At 52.2% G+C, this 16,497-nt stretch carries 13 protein-coding genes; 3 read left to right on the top strand and 10 right to left on the bottom strand.

Translation table 11 applies throughout. From position 1 onward, the window contains the following. Both aaeA and aaeX read right to left on the bottom strand, forming a co-directional pair. Complete coding sequence (gene aaeA, locus BEA93_RS17910) at positions 1–933, bottom strand: p-hydroxybenzoic acid efflux pump subunit AaeA (RefSeq protein ID WP_000854025.1); 933 nt, start codon at positions 931–933, stop codon at positions 1–3. Positions 934–940: 7 nt separating this feature from the next. Beyond that, positions 941–1,144 carry a p-hydroxybenzoic acid efflux pump operon protein AaeX gene (aaeX, locus tag BEA93_RS17905; protein ID WP_000051841.1) on the bottom strand — a complete coding sequence of 68 codons (204 nt, stop codon included), beginning with the start codon at positions 1,142–1,144 and terminating at the stop codon, positions 941–943. Between the two features lie 182 nt (positions 1,145–1,326). Between aaeX and aaeR the strand changes: the two genes are divergently transcribed. After that, a complete protein-coding gene (gene aaeR, locus BEA93_RS17900) occupies positions 1,327–2,256 on the top strand; it encodes an HTH-type transcriptional activator AaeR (RefSeq protein ID WP_000440306.1) in 930 nt (309 codons plus the stop codon). Between the two features lie 81 nt (positions 2,257–2,337). On the opposite strand, the gene tldD is transcribed toward aaeR, so the two are convergent. From tldD to csrD, 8 genes are all read right to left on the bottom strand, one after another. Continuing rightward, complete coding sequence (gene tldD / locus BEA93_RS17895; protein WP_001517185.1) at positions 2,338–3,783, bottom strand: metalloprotease TldD; 1,446 nt, start codon at positions 3,781–3,783, stop codon at positions 2,338–2,340. Positions 3,784–3,938: 155 nt separating this feature from the next. Then, entirely contained in the window at positions 3,939–7,739 is a 3,801-nt protein-coding gene (gene yhdP / locus BEA93_RS17890; protein WP_105224855.1) for an AsmA2 domain-containing protein YhdP, read from the bottom strand. A gap of 67 nt (positions 7,740–7,806) precedes the next feature. Beyond that, a complete protein-coding gene (gene rng / locus BEA93_RS17885; RefSeq protein ID WP_000123205.1) occupies positions 7,807–9,276 on the bottom strand; it encodes a ribonuclease G in 1,470 nt (489 codons plus the stop codon). After that, on the bottom strand, positions 9,266–9,859 hold the full coding sequence (gene yhdE / locus BEA93_RS17880; RefSeq protein ID WP_105224856.1) for a nucleoside triphosphate pyrophosphatase YhdE: 594 nt from the start codon (positions 9,857–9,859) through the stop codon (positions 9,266–9,268). Before yhdE ends, rng begins: the two co-directional genes overlap by 11 nt. 8 nt (positions 9,860–9,867) lie before the next feature. Then, positions 9,868–10,356, bottom strand: coding sequence for a rod shape-determining protein MreD (gene mreD / locus BEA93_RS17875; protein ID WP_000135266.1), 489 nt, complete (start codon positions 10,354–10,356; stop codon positions 9,868–9,870). Further along, complete coding sequence (gene mreC / locus BEA93_RS17870; protein ID WP_000802529.1) at positions 10,356–11,426, bottom strand: rod shape-determining protein MreC; 1,071 nt, start codon at positions 11,424–11,426, stop codon at positions 10,356–10,358. Before mreC ends, mreD begins: the two co-directional genes overlap by 1 nt. A 65-nt stretch (positions 11,427–11,491) precedes the next feature. After that, entirely contained in the window at positions 11,492–12,535 is a 1,044-nt protein-coding gene (mreB, locus tag BEA93_RS17865) for a rod shape-determining protein MreB (protein WP_000913396.1), read from the bottom strand. Positions 12,536–12,839: 304 nt separating this feature from the next. Beyond that, a complete protein-coding gene (gene csrD / locus BEA93_RS17850; RefSeq protein WP_016249262.1) occupies positions 12,840–14,780 on the bottom strand; it encodes an RNase E specificity factor CsrD in 1,941 nt (646 codons plus the stop codon). Positions 14,781–14,931: 151 nt separating this feature from the next. Between csrD and acuI the strand changes: the two genes are divergently transcribed. Together acuI and BEA93_RS17840 are read left to right on the top strand one after the other, a co-directional pair. Beyond that, entirely contained in the window at positions 14,932–15,906 is a 975-nt protein-coding gene (acuI, locus tag BEA93_RS17845) for an acrylyl-CoA reductase (NADPH) (RefSeq protein WP_001148445.1), read from the top strand. Between the two features lie 97 nt (positions 15,907–16,003). Beyond that, positions 16,004–16,497, top strand: a 494-nt coding sequence (locus BEA93_RS17840) for a molybdopterin-dependent oxidoreductase (protein WP_157945144.1), incomplete at its 3' end; no start/stop codon positions are given.

Raw genomic sequence — 16,497 nt, 5'->3', positions numbered from 1 at the left:
TTAACCAAACTCGCGCAGGCGATGAGCCATTTTTCGGAAGAACGAATCCTGACTTTCGTCGCGATCTTGTTTACCCGTAACCACCACAGTGGCGGTAGTCCCGGCAGGCCAGATGTTATCTTGCTGGTTGTCGAGACGAATACGTACCGGAACACGCTGCGCCAGACGCACCCACTCCAGGTTAGAGTCGATAGTCGCCATACCTTTGTCATCACGCGTGCTGCTGGCGTTAGTGACTCCGGCAGCAACGCTATCGACCGTACCTTTCAGCACTTTATTGCTACCAAGCGGCGTGATCTCTGCGCGATATCCCGGATGTACACCTTCCAGTTTGGTTTCTTCCATATAGGCCAACACATAGAAGGAGTTCTGTTTCACCAGTGCAACGGCCGTTGATCCCCGCGTGATAAATTCACCGGTATAGACGTTGAGGTTGGTCACCCAGCCATCTGCTGGCGCGCGGATCACTGTGCGTTCAAGATCCAGTTTTGCCAGATCGCGGGTCGCCTGCGCTTTCGCTAACTGATGCAGGACCGTTTGCAGCACGTTGTTGGCCTGGTCGATCTCTTCGCGAGACATCGCCTGTATGCCGAGACGGTTACGACGTCCGGCCTCCTGGCGCTTTTCCTGTGCCAGCACCTGATAATAAGCAACGTCGGCTTGTGCTTCCTCGAGCGCCTTTTGATAGCGCGGCTGGTCGATGGTGAACAGTACCTGCCCTTTTTTCACCAACTGGTTATCATGAACATTCACTTGGGTAATGAGACCGGAGACATCCGGCGCAATTGCCACCACGTCGGCGCTAAAGCGCGCGTCACGCGTCCACGGAGATTCGGTGTAATAGACCCAGGCATTAAAAATTGCGATGAAGGCCAGAATGACTAATACGACCGTAATGGCCGTACGGGAGAATTTTCTTATTAGTGTTTTCACTTCAACCTCAAACGAACAGTCGCGATATCAAATAAAACAAACAGCAATAGAGCGCGGTGTTGAACAACGCCGGATGCCAGACAAAGTCGTAGATACCTGTTGGCACAAGTACCCGGCGCACTAGCCAAAAAATCGCCAGTGATAAAAGCAATTCGAAAAATATCGGTGGGAAGGACAGCCCAAACACCACGATAACGGGAAACAGACTCATGTTGACCTTGGTTGTATAGAGAGAGCAGGCGTCATTATTTTCAGCATCTGTCGCCGCAGAGAAGGGCATGGAAAGCCGGGCGAGAGCAACATTGCTGTAGATTAATATTTAATATATTAGCGTAACTGTTATGCTGTTATCTATATTATGTGATCTAAATCACTTTTAAGTCAGAGTGAATAATGGAACGACTAAAACGCATGTCGGTTTTTGCCAAAGTAGTTGAATTTGGCTCTTTTACCGCCGCCGCCAGGCAGTTACAGATGAGCGTATCATCCATCAGTCAGACGGTATCTAAACTGGAAGATGAGTTGCAGGTTAAGCTACTAAACCGCAGCACGCGTAGCATTGGCCTGACCGAAGCGGGTAAAATTTACTATCAAGGCTGTCGCCGAATGCTCCATGAAGTGCAGGATGTTCATGAGCAACTGTATGCTTTCAATAACACGCCCATCGGCACGCTACGTATTGGCTGTTCTTCAACTATGGCACAAAATGTTCTCGCGGGGCTGACGGCAAAAATGCTGAAAGAGTACCCGGGCTTAAGCGTAAATCTGGTCACGGGCATTCCTGCACCTGACCTGATTGCCGATGGCCTTGACGTGGTGATCCGCGTTGGCGCATTACAAGATTCCAGCCTGTTTTCCCGCCGCCTGGGCGCGATGCCAATGGTGGTGTGCGCCGCCAAAAGCTATCTCACACAGTATGGCGTACCGGAAAAACCAGCCGATTTAAGTAGTCATTCATGGCTTGAATACAGTGTGCGCCCGGACAATGAATTTGAACTGATCGCTCCGGAAGGGATCTCAACGCGCCTCATCCCACAAGGGCGATTTGTCACTAACGATCCGATGACGCTGGTTCGCTGGCTAACTGCTGGGGCGGGGATCGCCTACGTGCCGCTGATGTGGGTGATCAATGAGATCAATCGCGGGGACCTGGAGATCCTGCTGCCGCGTTACCAGTCAGATCCTCGCCCGGTTTATGCGCTATATACCGAAAAAGATAAGTTGCCGTTAAAGGTGCAGGTAGTGATCAACTCATTAACGGATTATTTTGTCGAGGTAGGAAAACTTTTTCAGGAGATGCACGGGCGTGGGAAAGAGAAGTAATTCCTTAGCGCAGGTCGAATAAGGCATTCACGCCGCATCCGGCAACCGATGCCTGATGCGACGCTTACCGTCCTGGACAGATTACGCTGTACCACCAACAGTCAGGTTATCGACTTTCAGCGTCGGCTGACCTACGCCAACCGGCAGGCTCTGCCCTTCTTTACCGCAGACACCCACGCCGTTATCCAGTTTCAGGTCGTTGCCCACCATCGAAATCTGCTGCATGGTTTCGATACCGGAACCAATCAACGTTGCGCCTTTCACCGGCTTCGTCACTTTACCGTTTTCAATCAGATACGCTTCTGAGGTGGAGAAGACAAATTTACCAGAGGTGATATCTACCTGACCGCCGCCAAAGTTCGGCGCATAGATACCATACTCAACGGATTCAATGATTTCCTGCGGTGTCGATTTACCCGGCAGCATGTAGGTGTTGGTCATACGCGGCATTGGCAGGTGAGCGTAAGATTCACGGCGACCATTGCCGGTCGGCGTCATACCCATTAAACGCGCATTGAGTTTATCCTGCATGTAACCTTTCAGGATCCCGTTCTCAATCAACACGTTGTATTGACCTGGTGTGCCTTCGTCATCAATCGCCACCGAACCACGGCGATCAACCATCGTACCGTCATCAACCACGGTACACAGTTCAGAAGCCACCAGCTCACCGAGCTGGCCACTAAAGACCGATGTACCACGGCGGTTGAAGTCGCCTTCCAGGCCGTGACCGACCGCTTCATGCAACAACACGCCCGGCCAGCCAGCGCCGAGAACAACCGGCATAGTCCCCGCAGGCGCGGCAACGGCGGAAAGATTGACCAGTGCCATACGCACTGCTTCTTTCGCCCATGCATCAGCGCGAACTTCACCATCGAGGTCAGCAAGGAAGAACTCATAACCGAAACGACCGCCGCCGCCGCTGGCACCACGTTCGCGTTTACCATCTTCTTCGACCAGAACGCTCACGGAAAGACGCACCAGAGGGCGGACATCCGCCGCCAGAGTTCCGTCAGTCGCCGCGACCAAAATTAATTCATAGACGCCGCTCAGGCTGGCAGTCACTTCCTGTACGCGCTTGTCCGCTTCGCGGGCAACTTTATCGACGCGGCGCAGGATATCCAGCTTCTCTTCGCGGCTCATGCTTTGCAGCGGATCAAGCGAGGTATACAGCGGGCTATGCTCTACCGCGCCCAGTGTTTGTACTTTGCCATCGCCACTATCACGGACGATGGTGCGCGCCGCTTGCGCGCTCTGCTCCAGCGCCAGCAGGCTGATTTGGTCTGCGTAAGCAAACCCGGTTTTTTCACCGCTGATTGCACGCACACCAACACCCTGATCGATGTTGTAAGAACCATCTTTGATAATGCGGTCTTCTAAAACCCAGGACTCGTGATAGCTCGACTGAAAATAGAGATCGCCATAATCAAGGCGACGTTCGGCCAGTTGACCGAGGATCGCGAACAAGTCCTGATGTTTCAGGCCGTTCGCCGCTAGCAATTGTTCACTTACCAGGTTCAGACTCATCGTTTTTGCTACTCGTTAGTTACTGCGGTAGAGGATTTTTTACGGCTGCCGGGTGCGGCGTAAACGCCTTATCCGGCCTGCGGTTTGTTCCGGTTCGTTGGTTTTATGGCAACGATTATCTTATGAGATTGGGGCAATTACATGCCCTCGTCAAATCATTGCGCTTTTTCTTTACGCGGCTGACGCAACACTTCGTTGATTTGCGGAGCATCCAGCGGACCAGAAATGCGATAGCGCAAAATGGAGACCTTACTCCACAGCGGCCCCAGCACTTTACTGGCGGCAAACACTGCCGCGCCGACAATCGGGTTAACCGCAAAGGCCGCAGCCACGCCCACTGTCGCAGAAATCTCTGGCGCGACAACCGCTTCCATATTGAGATCGCGACGCACCAGATTTACCGATCCTTTCATGGCGATATCCGCTTCCAGGCCATCCACCAGCGTGTCGTCAGTGTGCATAACGCCGTCTTTAATCCACGCGGTGCTGCGAATGGAGTCAAAATAGAACCCTTCGCCAAAGGTATCCCTGAAATCAAAGCGCAGCTTACGCATCAGGGCATCAACACTCAATAAGCGCAGCAACTGTCCGGCATGTCCGGTGCTAATTTCGGTAATTTCACCTTTGCCCAGTTGTGTATGAATGATGCCGTTCAATGTCGCCTCGTCTGGCTGCCACGGCGATTTACGCCAGTGCAAATCGTAATCCACATTAAATGATGACTGGCGTATTGGCGTCGTAACACCAAAAAATTCTGCGGCAGCATCAATTTTCTGTCCGCGCAGTTTTCCTTTCAGCGATGTCCGTTGATTTCCGGGATTATTAACCCATTCACCATCAGCAGTGAGCCGCGAGAAACCGGTATCAATCAGCCCGTTGGTCAGGGTTAACGTATCGCCGGAAATGGTGATATCACTGTCGATGCGGCCGAATTTTTGCCCCCATAACCAACATTCTGCGCAACGTATTTGCGCATCCGGCCAGCCACGGAAGCTGATACGCTCCGTTGTCGGGAAAGGTGATGACGGCGTTGAATCACCACGAGTTTTTGCCACGCTCGGGTTGTAATAGAGATATTTGATATTCGCTAACCACGGTGCGTTATTACGCATCGCCAGCGTAGCGTTGATTTCACGCCCTTGCGCCTCGACCTGCGTACCATTTGCCATCGGTTGCGAAACAATGCTCAGGTTATTCCATTGCTGATTTCCCAGCGACAACATCGGTGTACGTAGCGTAATGTGCTGAGGGAAACTCGCTGCGCTGCCAACTTTTTCCGTTGCGCCTTTCTGGAACAAGGCCAGCCACTCGGCACCGTTCATCGGCGGCATATTGAGTTCAACACCACTTTGCTCCGGTAACGGAGGGAGCGTTTTGCTGTCTGCCGCCCAGATGGCGCGATCGAGCGTCAGCTTTTGACCGAGCAACCAGCGGCTATTGAAATGGTTATCCGCGCCTGCCTGTCCGGTTAATTCAAAGCTGTTGAGATTGCCGTTGACCTTAACGTTAATTGGCAACGGTTCGCCAGCAGGTTTGGCTAACGGTGAAGGTAAGTGACTGCTCACATTCTTCAGATCGCCGTTCAGTTCAACGTCATACGTTGCGCCAGCTTGATAAGGTAGCTCAATGCCCACTTTACCATCCCATGCCATACTGCCGCTTAACGCTTCATTCAGCGCTTCAGGCAGAACGCCAGTTTTCGCTGGTTGCCAGTTGCCGTTGAGATTCACCGCAACCTGGTAGGCTTTCGCCCCTTCTTTGGTGGAAAAATCCACGTTCAGTGGCTGGTTAAACCAGGTTGCGGTTAGTGATTCACTTTGTAGATCGCCATTGATAAAGCTGAATTTGCCGCTCAAATTTTTCAGAGTGCTATCAAGCGGTTTGATAAACAGACTGTTGTTACGCAGCGTCACTTCGCCTTTCGCTGTAACCAGCTCGCCGTCCAGCGGGATATCGAGATGTAAGCGAGCATTCACATCGCCGTCGAGCTGGAGTTCTTGCAGGGTCGCCCCCAGCGAATCCTTCAGCGGCGTCTCATCAAAATAAGGGCCAACAGCTTTGCCCGGACCTTTTATGTCAGCATCAATCAGCAACTTTTCTTTCGAGTAGTCAGGGATCACTGCGGTGAGATTGCTGGCACGCACGCCACCCAGATTAACGCCATCGGTTTTCATCCATAAACCGTCGTTAATAAAGTCCAGTTCAATATCGAGATTAGTTAATGCTGGCCAGTCCGGCTGGAAAGCAAACTTCGCATTACGCAGCGGCACCAACACCTCAAACTGACCTTCGTTGTGTTTGTATGGAAAAAGATGCGGATTGCCGCCATAAACCAGCGTCGCGTTCTCCGCCTCACCACCCTGAATCGCCCCACTTAAGTAATCAACCAGGTCTTTACCCATCAGGTTTTCCGGGAAATAGCGCCAGGCTTGCGAACCATCATCGGTACTGATGCCAGCCAGAATGCCAAGCCAGGGTTCATCATTAGCCGGTTGCAGGTAGCGGAAACCACCACGCGCATGGACGGCTTTGGCTTTGACATCAATATTGCGGCCATCGAGCTGAAAACCCTTATCGTTATTCAGCCAGCTTAAGGCCGCCTTGCCGTCGACAATTTCCAGCGGCGCACGAAATACCGTTTCGTAAGGCATTTTCGCCTGCTTCATGGAAGCGGTAAGCAAACCATTTTCTACGCTACCGGAAAGCGTCCCGGAGAAATGTTCCGCCCCCGGTAGTAATTTCCATTGCTTCCAGGCCAGATCGCTCCACGATGCCTGAAAGCGGGTCTTTTCTGCAGCCTGAAGCGGGATATCCAGCGCCAACGTGTTGATCTTGCCGCTCGGTTGCGTGGAACGCCAGATATCCCCCAAAGCAGGTGAAAGTTTCGCTGCCAACGGGCGTATGCCTTCCAGCCCAGCCAGTTCCAGATTGCTGGCGCGAATACGTAGTTCGTCACTGCGTTTATTATTTTTCCCACCAACGTCCTGTTCCGGTATCCAGGCCAGCGTCAATGCCCCGCTTGGCCAGGGTTTGCCGTCCATAGTGATACGAGTATCAGGAATAGAAAACTGCCAGCCCGGATTTTCACGCGTAATATGTGCGGTCAGATTATCCACCGACAGCGAATGCGTTTTCTTCTCACCCAACCAGCTTGCGCCGCCCTGTTTCAGCCAGACGTCGCCACCGGTCACATCGCCTTTGTCGATCGTCATCCAGCCTTCCAGCGAGAACTGCGCCGTTTCCAGCGCAATGTTGTCCTGCATCCATTTACCCAGCCACGGTTTCAGGTCGATATCATCAGCCTGTAGCCATACGCGACCGTTGCTTAACAACCCCTCGTCATCACGCAGATCCATCCGCACCTGCATCACGCCGTGCTGTCCGGTAAGACTGGAGAGACTTACCTGGCCTTCCGCACGGTGCCGACGCGGATCGTTAAGCCAGGTAAGTTGCGGGATCGCCAGTTCAGCACGCTGGCCTGATGGCGTCAGAAAGCTGACTTCGCTATCGCGGAGATCGAAGTGATCGAACTGGCGTAGAAAAAGATCGCTGATGTGGCTGGCTTCCAGGCTGTCATTACCGCTGTCGCTGGAAATTGGTGTATTGGTGCGAAAGCGCAGTTGCCAGAAAGTGAGATCGCGAAACTGCCAGCGCATATGCAGCAGGCTCTGCCAGACATCCAGCGCCAGGGTGACGCGTTTAACCGAAAACTCACCGCCATCTTTTAGCTCTGCACGAATGTCGCGTGCTTCAAGCGTCGGACCAAAATTCTGCCAACTGGCAGAGAGTTGACTGGCAGCCACCGGCATTCCGGTAGCAGATTCTATTTTGTTGAGGATTTCCGGACGCCAGGCGTCGAGGTACGGTAAAGCAATACGCAGGCCGCTGACCAGCAGCGCAGCGATCACAACGAGCGCGGCTCCAGTAAGCAGTAAAATCCCCGGCAATCGCCTCACCCGTCACTCCTTGTCTGCTAAAAATGTGACTCAAAAACCCTTTGCCGGATGGCGACCCAGCATCTGTTTACATCATAACGACATCAAACTGCTCCTGGTTATAGAGCGGTTCAATTTGTACTTTAACCTGTTTGCCAACGAAAATTTCCACTTCCGCCAGTGAGTGCGACTCTTCGCCTTTCAAGGCTTCGGCTACTGCCGGAGAAGCATAGACCAGGAAACGGTCAGAGTCGTAAGCATGGTGCACACGAACGATTTCTCGCATGATTTCATAACATACGGTTTCCACCGTTTTCACCGTTCCGCGACCGTGGCAGGTTGGGCATTCATTACACAGTACGTGCTCAATACTTTCGCGGGTTCGCTTACGCGTCATCTCCACCAGTCCCAGCGCCGAGAAACCGTTAACGCTGGTTTTTACCCGGTCTTTGCTCAACGCCTGTTCCAGTGAATGAAGCACGCGACGACGGTGATCTTCATTATTCATGTCAATGAAATCAATGATGATAATCCCGCCCAGGTTACGCAACCGTAACTGGCGAGCAATAGCCTGCGTCGCTTCAATATTGGTATTGAAAATGGTGTCGTCCAGATTGCGATGACCGACAAACGCCCCGGTATTAATATCCACAGTAGTCATTGCTTCGGTCTGATCGATAATCAGATAGCCACCGGACTTCAGCTCAACTTTGCGCTCCAGCGCCCGCTGAATTTCATTTTCTACATCAAAGAGATCGAAAATCGGCTGGCGGCCCGTGTAATGCTCCAGCTTGCTGGTCATCTCAGGAATGTATTCCGAGGTAAACTCCAGCAATGCTTCGTAAGTCAGACGCGAGTCAACGCGAATACGGTCCAGTTCGGCATCAGCAAAATCACGCAGGACACGCTGTGCCAGCGCCAGTTCGCCATACAGTTGATAACGAGTCTGTGGGCGCTTTTTACGCTCCATCACTTTAGTCCACACGCGCTTCAAATAAGCGGCATCGGAAGCCAGTTCTGCTTCGCCAACACCTTCCGCTGCGGTACGGATGATAAACCCACCCTGCTCGTCACAATACTCTGCGACCACTTTTTTCAGGCGTTCACGTTCGGATTCACTTTCAATGCGTTGGGAAACCCCAACGTGGGATGCGCCAGGCATAAACACCAGATAGCGAGACGGCAGCGTGATATCCGTGGTCAGGCGCGCGCCTTTGGTGCCCAGAGGGTCTTTCACCACCTGTACCATCAGATCTTGCCCCTGGCGGACCAGTTCCGAAATGTCGCGTACCGTGAACTGCTTTTGTTCCTCGCCCGCCACACATTCGGTGTGCGGCATAATGTCAGAAGCGTGTAGAAACGCGGCTTTCTCCAGCCCAATATCTACAAAAGCCGCCTGCATACCCGGAAGTACACGACTTACACGACCCTTGTAGATATTGCCTACGATTCCGCGTCGCGCCTCACGTTCAATATGAATTTCCTGCAGAATGCCGCCATCAATATACGCCACTCGCGTTTCCGAAGGCGTTACGTTTACCAACAATTCAGCCGTCATGTTTATCCCTTTTCTCACGCAGTGCGTTAAAATTACTTAATAATTCATACGTTTCAACCAGCGGTAAGCCGACTACGGCGTGATAGCTGCCATTTATCTTCCTGACAAAACAACCACCCAGCCCCTGAATACCGTATGCACCTGCTTTATCTAACGGTTCACCGCTGGCGACATAGCCCGCGATGTCTTCACCTGTTAACATTCTGAAAGTCACATCGGTAACCACCAGGCAATCGAGAATGTGCTGGCTGTCGGCCAGCGCCACTGCTGTCATTACCTGATGGGTCTGTCCCGATAATTTGCGTAACATCTGCGCCGCATGTTCTGCGTCGCGCGGTTTCTCTAACACGTCTCCGTTCAGGATCACGATAGTATCCGCCCCCAGCACCGGCAAATCCTGCGCTGCTTGCTCTACGCCCGCTTGCGCTTTTTCGCGCGCCAGACGCACAACATACTGCTGCGCGCTCTCCTGCGGATGACGCTGCTCCTCAATGCCCGTAACAATACGTTCGAAAGTGAGGCCAAGTTGCGCAAGTAACTCCTGACGACGTGGAGAACCGGAAGCTAAATACAGAGAAGTCATAGAAACCTTTATTGCACTGCAAACTGCTGACGGATTTTGCGCATCAGCAAGAAAATCCACGGCCAGAGCACACCATTGACTACACTACTCCAGAACACTTCGGGTCTGAAAGAGACGTTGATCACCAAAAACTCTGACCAGAAAACAATAATATCCACTACCAGCGAAAGCAACATGACGACCAGCGCCTGCTGCCATAATGCCAGGTTGCGGAAAAGCTGGAATTTCAGCGCTACCAGATAAGCAATGATACTCATCGACAACGCCCGGACACCGAGCGTAGAACCGCTGATCAGATCCAGTATGGCACCCATCACAAAACCTGTGCCCACATTTACGCGATGGGGCAAGGCCAGGATCCAATACAATAAAATGAGTAATACCCAGTTTGGCCGGAAAACGATGAGGTTATCCGGCCAGGGCATAATTTGTAGTAACAACGCGATGAGGAAAGAGAGCCAGATAACCCAGCGTCCCTGGCTACGATATCTCGCCACTATTGCCCTCCCGGCGCACGTGCAGGCGGTTGAGCACCACTTTGCGGCGGCGTAACCCCTTGTGGAGAGCGGTTAGTGGCAGTACCCGTTGCTGGTTGCTGCGGATCTGGCTGGGTAATTCCCGTTGCCGGTTCCGGAAGTTTTGGTCCCATTGCATCTGGCGAAGGCAACACCTGCGGCATCATTTGCATCAGGCGTTCATTAGCAACGCGATGCACTTCTTCCGGCGTCATTGGATTAGCGCCGTTACGATCCGCGCCCCACAGCAGCAACAGATAACGCAAACGTTGCAGACCCGCAGTCGGACGAGCCTGAATCACGGTATAAGCGCGCTGGGTATCGAGCTTCACGGAAGAGACGACTGCCACCGGATAACCTTCCGGGAAACGACCACCAAGACCAGATGTCACCAATACATCACCAACACGAATATCAGTATTCGCTGGCAGATGCTCAAGTTGTAAATCATCAGTACAACCGTTACCCGCTGCAATTACGCGGATATCGTTACGAAGTACCTGAATTGGCAGCGCATGGGTCGCGTCACAGATCAGCAGCACGCGGCTGGTCAGTTTTGCGACCGCTACCACCTGACCAACAACACCTTTATCGCTGATGACCGGCTGACCTTCATAAACCCCGTTAACGCTGCCTTTGTCGATAACAACCTGATCGCTGTACGGATCGTTAACCGTAGAGATAACCTGGGTCACCATCTTCTGCTCATCCTGACGCAGCGGAGAACCCAGCAGCTCGCGCAGACGCGCGTTCTCCTGTTTGTATTGTCCAAGCATCAGCAGCTCGCTGTTTTTCAACAGCAGTTCTTGACGTAACGCCCGGTTTTCAAGTTCTAGTTGATCGCGCGAGGCCAGCGTCTGCGATACGCCATCCAGCAATTCTCGAGGAGCATTAGAAATAAAGTAGAAAGGACTGACGGCGGTATCCATATAAGTACGGATTTGACTAAACGTCCCCAGGCGACTGTCGGCAATAATAACGCCGAGCGCCACCAGCACCGCCAGAATAAGGCGAATCTGTAGCGACGGGCCACGGCTAAAAATTGGCTTCATAAGTTATGCGTATTCTCGTATCAGATCAGGCAGGGTAAACAGACGCTTCCCCTGCCTGCATCCGATTACTCTTCGCTGAACAGGTCGCCGCCGTGCATGTCGATCATTTCCAGCGCCTTGCCGCCACCACGCGCCACACAGGTCAGCGGGTCTTCAGCAACAACAACTGGAATGCCGGTTTCTTCCATTAACAAACGGTCAAGGTTACGCAGCAACGCACCACCGCCAGTGAGCACCATTCCGCGCTCGGAGATGTCGGAAGCGAGTTCCGGCGGACACTGTTCCAGCGCAACCATCACCGCGCTAACGATGCCGGTCAGCGGCTCTTGCAGCGCTTCAAGGATTTCGTTGGAGTTCAGCGTAAAGCCGCGTGGCACACCTTCTGCCAGGTTACGGCCACGAACTTCGATTTCACGGACTTCATCGCCCGGATAAGCAGAACCGATTTCGTGTTTGATACGTTCTGCGGTCGCTTCACCGATCAAAGAGCCATAGTTACGGCGAACGTAGTTGATGATCGCTTCGTCGAAGCGGTCACCACCGATACGTACAGAAGAGGAGTAAACCACGCCGTTCAGAGAAATAACGGCAACTTCAGTAGTACCGCCACCGATATCAACCACCATTGAACCGGTTGCTTCAGATACCGGCAAGCCTGCACCGATTGCTGCGGCCATCGGTTCTTCAATCAGGAAGACTTCGCGGGCACCTGCGCCCTGCGCGGATTCACGAATAGCACGGCGCTCAACCTGGGTAGCACCAACCGGCACACAAACCAGAACACGCGGGCTTGGACGCATAAAGCTGTTGCTGTGCACTTGTTTGATAAAGTGCTGGAGCATCTTTTCAGTCACAAAGAAGTCAGCGATAACGCCATCTTTCATTGGGCGAATGGCAGCGATATTGCCCGGCGTGCGGCCCAGCATCTGCTTCGCGTCATGACCTACTGCAGCTACGCTTTTCGGTGAACCGGCACGATCCTGACGAATGGCCACCACGGAAGGCTCATTCAATACGATGCCTTGTCCTTTTACATAAATAAGGGTATTCGCAGTACCCAGGTCAATGGACAAGTCATTGGAAAACATGCCACGAAATTTTTTCAACATACTAAGGGATAATCCTGAAAGCTGGGGCGGAAAAGAAAATCCGCTTACTTTACCAACCACACGCAGCAGCGACAAGGCGCAAAAATCATCTGCTGCGGTGAAAATTAGTGCAGTTTGTTTCCTTTGTTACAAATCTCTACCTGAGTCCAGAGAGGCTAAATGCATCAGTAGCATTCCTCGCCTGTTTGCAACTGCGTAAGGTCATTCATCTGCATATGTGCTGCAACAATCTGGCGAACAGACAAGCACGCTCCCGTGAAACGCAGCGCGCATTATTCTACGTGAAAACGGATCAAACGGCAGGTTAAACCGAGTATCTTTGTGAATATTTTTTCACGTTAGTATCAAGTGGCTGTGAGGACGCGAAAAAATCCCCCTGTCCACCTAAAACCCCGCGCTGAATCAGGGTCTGCCACTCGCTTCGCGAACGTACGCCCGTAGCGTAAACCTGAGTGTTGGTCCCGGAACACGCTTCTACCATGCTCTGAACCAACAATTGATTCTCTGTTCGCTTCTCAATGTTTCTTACCAGCCCCGGATGGAGCTTGAGTAATTCAACATTAAGTTCTTTGATCCAACGGGTACTTACCAGCGTCAATCCGGCCTGGTTGACGGCGACCCGAACCCCTAAAGCATTCACTAAACGAATAACAGGTTGCAAGCGACCGATATGTTGACCAACATCAGCCTCTGCAAGTTCAATAATTATGCGTTTTCGTTGCGATTTTTCACATTGCATCAACGTATCGCGTAGCCAACGCTGGAAACGTGGACGAATCAACGACTCAACGGTGACCTGAATCGCCAGATTTTCTTGCGGCCAATAGCGTAGCAGCGGGATGAGGCGACTGACTTGCAGGCGGTCATACTCTTCCGATAAGCCAAACTGCAACACCATCGGCATATATTCCGCCGAGCTGACCTCTTCATTACCATCAAAGATGCGGCACATCAGCTCGCGGTGATGAACCTGCCCCTCACGGGTAACCGCCGGTTTCTGATAAAGACGCGGGCCGCCGCGGCTAAGCATTTGCTCAATGAGCGTACGCCAACGAACGTTACCGCGCCCTTTTTCAGGTAACGAGTCATCGTAAATGGCCCAACTGTTGCCGCCTTGTAATCCCGCATTGCGCGTAGCGGATTCAGCATGTTCCATCACCTGTTCGGTATCCTGCCCACTACGCCAGGCACAGATGCCGATGTGAATCATATCATCACGATCGAGCATTTTATTACTCGGTAAGGTATCAACCGCCTTGATCAATTGCCCGGCAATGCTCTCCGCCTCTTTTAATGTCCGGTGTGGCAACAGCACGGCAAAATCGCTACGGTGATAACGTGCCAGCAGCGACCCCGGATAGCGCATCATAAATGTCGATAACAAATTTGTCAGGGTAAAGAGTTGTTCTTCAACCTGACTGTGCCCCCAGGTGTCGCTCAACATATTGAAATCCGGCAGGCGGATCATCATCACGATCCCGTGAGTCCCTACTTTCTCCTGATCTTCCAGTAACGTTGCCAGTTGGTTGTCGAAAAAGAGGCGGTTATTGAGGCCAGTTTTAATATCCTGCGCAGCATAGGAACGAATCAGCGTATCGAGACGACTGTGCTGTTCGCGCGCATTCTGAATTTCGCAAAGCAGCGTATCCAGTGCACTGCTGGCCCCTGGCGGCCATTCATAGATGGTGCCCAGCACATTCGTGCCGCGCTCACCGTTTAAGATACGAGTGGCGCGGGTTTCCAGCAGTTCTTGCCCGGCAAGTTGCCGTTGCAACCAGCGTACAGCCAGGAAGAGCATAATAATGATAAATCCAATCGCACCAGTGAGCGGTGCAGTGGTCATCAGCGAGTGGAAATAGTTGCCCATCGGGTCCTGATACACCAAATGCAGAGACATCCCCGGATGTTTAATCAACGGTACAGTCAGCTCGCGAAACAGATCGCTAGTACCAACCGGACGGTAGCTGCCATTGCGGGACTGGGTATAAACCTGTTTTTTATCGTGCAAAAGATCCACGCGAACGATATCCGCCGACATCATCAGTTCGCTGATTTGTGGCCTCAATGTGCTGAAGTCATTCGACACAAGATGGGTATCGATCGCCGTCGCCACTGCCTGAACACGATGACTAAACTTATACTGAATGGCGTTGTAGAAACTAAGCGAGCAGCCCAGCAGAGTCACAAAAATTGTTAACCCGGTGAGCAGCGTGACAAAGGCCGAAAATTTCGTCGTTAATCTCATCCTTGTGTTAACTCCGATAGTGAGGACGCGGGCATACCAGCAAATCAGATTTATCTCGCAATTTATTGCGCTTCATCGGCTTTGCTTTTCCATTAGCGAGTATAGTCTTCAGAAATTATTTTCCAATCCATCATGCACATGAGGACCTCTTATGCAGGCGTTACTTTTAGAACAGCAGGACGGCAAAACCCTCGCATCTGTACAGACTCTGGACGCAAGTCGCCTGCCGGAAGGCGATGTGACGGTCGATGTCCACTGGTCGAGCCTGAATTATAAAGATGCGCTGGCGATTACCGGTAAAGGAAAAATCATCCGCAATTTTCCGATGATTCCTGGCATAGACTTCGCAGGAATCGTACGCGCCAGTGAAGATCCTCGTTTTCATGCCGGTCAGGAAGTGTTACTCACCGGTTGGGGCGTTGGTGAAAACCACTGGGGCGGGCTGGCACAGCAGGCGCGCGTGAAAGGTGACTGGCTGGTTGCCATGCCGCAAGGTCTGGACGCGCGTAAAGCGATGGTTATTGGTACTGCCGGGTTTACCGCCATGCTGTGCGTAATGGCGCTGGAAGATGCCGGTATTCATCCGCAGGATGGCGAAATTGTCGTTACGGGCGCCAGCGGCGGCGTCGGCAGTACGGCCGTAGCACTGTTGCATAAGTTGGGTTATCAGGTCGTTGCCGTTTCTGGTCGTGAAAGTACCCATGAATACCTGAAAAGGTTAGGTGCCAGCCGTATTTTGCCGCGCGATGAGTTTGCTGAATCCCGTCCACTGGAAAAACAGCTTTGGGCTGGCGCGATTGATACTGTTGGCGACAAAGTGCTGGCGAAAGTACTGGCACAAATGAACTACGGTGGCTGTGTGGCAGCCTGTGGTCTGGCGGGTGGCTTTGCCCTGCCAACCACGGTAATGCCGTTCATTCTGCGTAATGTCCGTTTACAAGGGGTGGATTCAGTCATGACGCCACCAGAACGCCGCGCGCAAGCCTGGCAGCGTCTGGTCGCAGATCTACCGGAATCATTCTATTCGCAGGCAGCAAAAGAAATTTCGCTGGCAGATGCTCCGAAGTTTGCTGAAGCCATTATTAATAACCAGGTGCAAGGGCGCACATTGGTAAAAATAAGCTAAGATTTCGCACAAAATAATTTACATATCGTTAACGAATTTTAGCAGCACTTTGACATTCTCCCTGCCATAGTAATCAGGAGCATACCGGGAGTCTGTTATGAAAAAAATTCGTCAACTTACAGAAGCCGATGTCACTGCCGAATCGGCTTTTTTTATGCAACGTCGGCAGATTCTGAAAACGTTAGGCATCAGCGCTGCTGCACTTTCTCTACCAACCACTACTCATGCCGACCTGCTTAGCTGGTTTAAGGGTAACGATCGCCCGCCCGCACCAGCCGGAAAGCCATTAGAATTCAGCAGGCCTGCCGCCTGGCAAAATAACCTGCCACTGACGCCGGAAGATAAAGTTTCCGGCTATAACAACTTCTATGAGTTCGGACTGGATAAAGCCGATCCAGCGGCAAATGCCGGCAGTCTGAAAACTGATCCGTGGACGTTGAAAATCAGCGGTGAAGTCGCTAAGCCGTTAACCCTCGATCATGATGCACTGACCCGTCGTTTCCCGCTGGAAGAGCGGATTTATCGTATGCGTTGCGTAGAAGCATGGTCGATGGTGGTGCCGTGGATTGGTTTTCCGCTGCACAAATTGCT

It is taken from the genome of Escherichia sp. MOD1-EC5950, assembly GCF_002965345.1.
In the GTDB taxonomy this organism is placed as follows: Bacteria; Pseudomonadota; Gammaproteobacteria; order Enterobacterales; family Enterobacteriaceae; genus Escherichia; species Escherichia marmotae.
This window is presented reverse-complemented; position numbering and strand designations above follow the sequence as displayed.

Excerpts from the sequence above, each read along its gene's own strand:
- aaeX (WP_000051841.1), bottom strand. The coding sequence starts at position 1,144 with ATGAGTCTGTTTCCCGTTATCGTGGTGTTTGGGCTGTCCTTCCCACCG.
- aaeR (WP_000440306.1), top strand. The coding sequence starts at position 1,327 with ATGGAACGACTAAAACGCATGTCGGTTTTTGCCAAAGTAGTTGAATTT.
- tldD (WP_001517185.1), bottom strand. The coding sequence starts at position 3,783 with ATGAGTCTGAACCTGGTAAGTGAACAATTGCTAGCGGCGAACGGCCTG.
- rng (WP_000123205.1), bottom strand. The coding sequence starts at position 9,276 with ATGACGGCTGAATTGTTGGTAAACGTAACGCCTTCGGAAACGCGAGTG.
- yhdE (WP_105224856.1), bottom strand. The coding sequence starts at position 9,859 with ATGACTTCTCTGTATTTAGCTTCCGGTTCTCCACGTCGTCAGGAGTTA.
- mreC (WP_000802529.1), bottom strand. The coding sequence starts at position 11,426 with ATGAAGCCAATTTTTAGCCGTGGCCCGTCGCTACAGATTCGCCTTATT.
- mreB (WP_000913396.1), bottom strand. The coding sequence starts at position 12,535 with ATGTTGAAAAAATTTCGTGGCATGTTTTCCAATGACTTGTCCATTGAC.
- csrD (WP_016249262.1), bottom strand. The coding sequence starts at position 14,780 with ATGAGATTAACGACGAAATTTTCGGCCTTTGTCACGCTGCTCACCGGG.
- acuI (WP_001148445.1), top strand. The coding sequence starts at position 14,932 with ATGCAGGCGTTACTTTTAGAACAGCAGGACGGCAAAACCCTCGCATCT.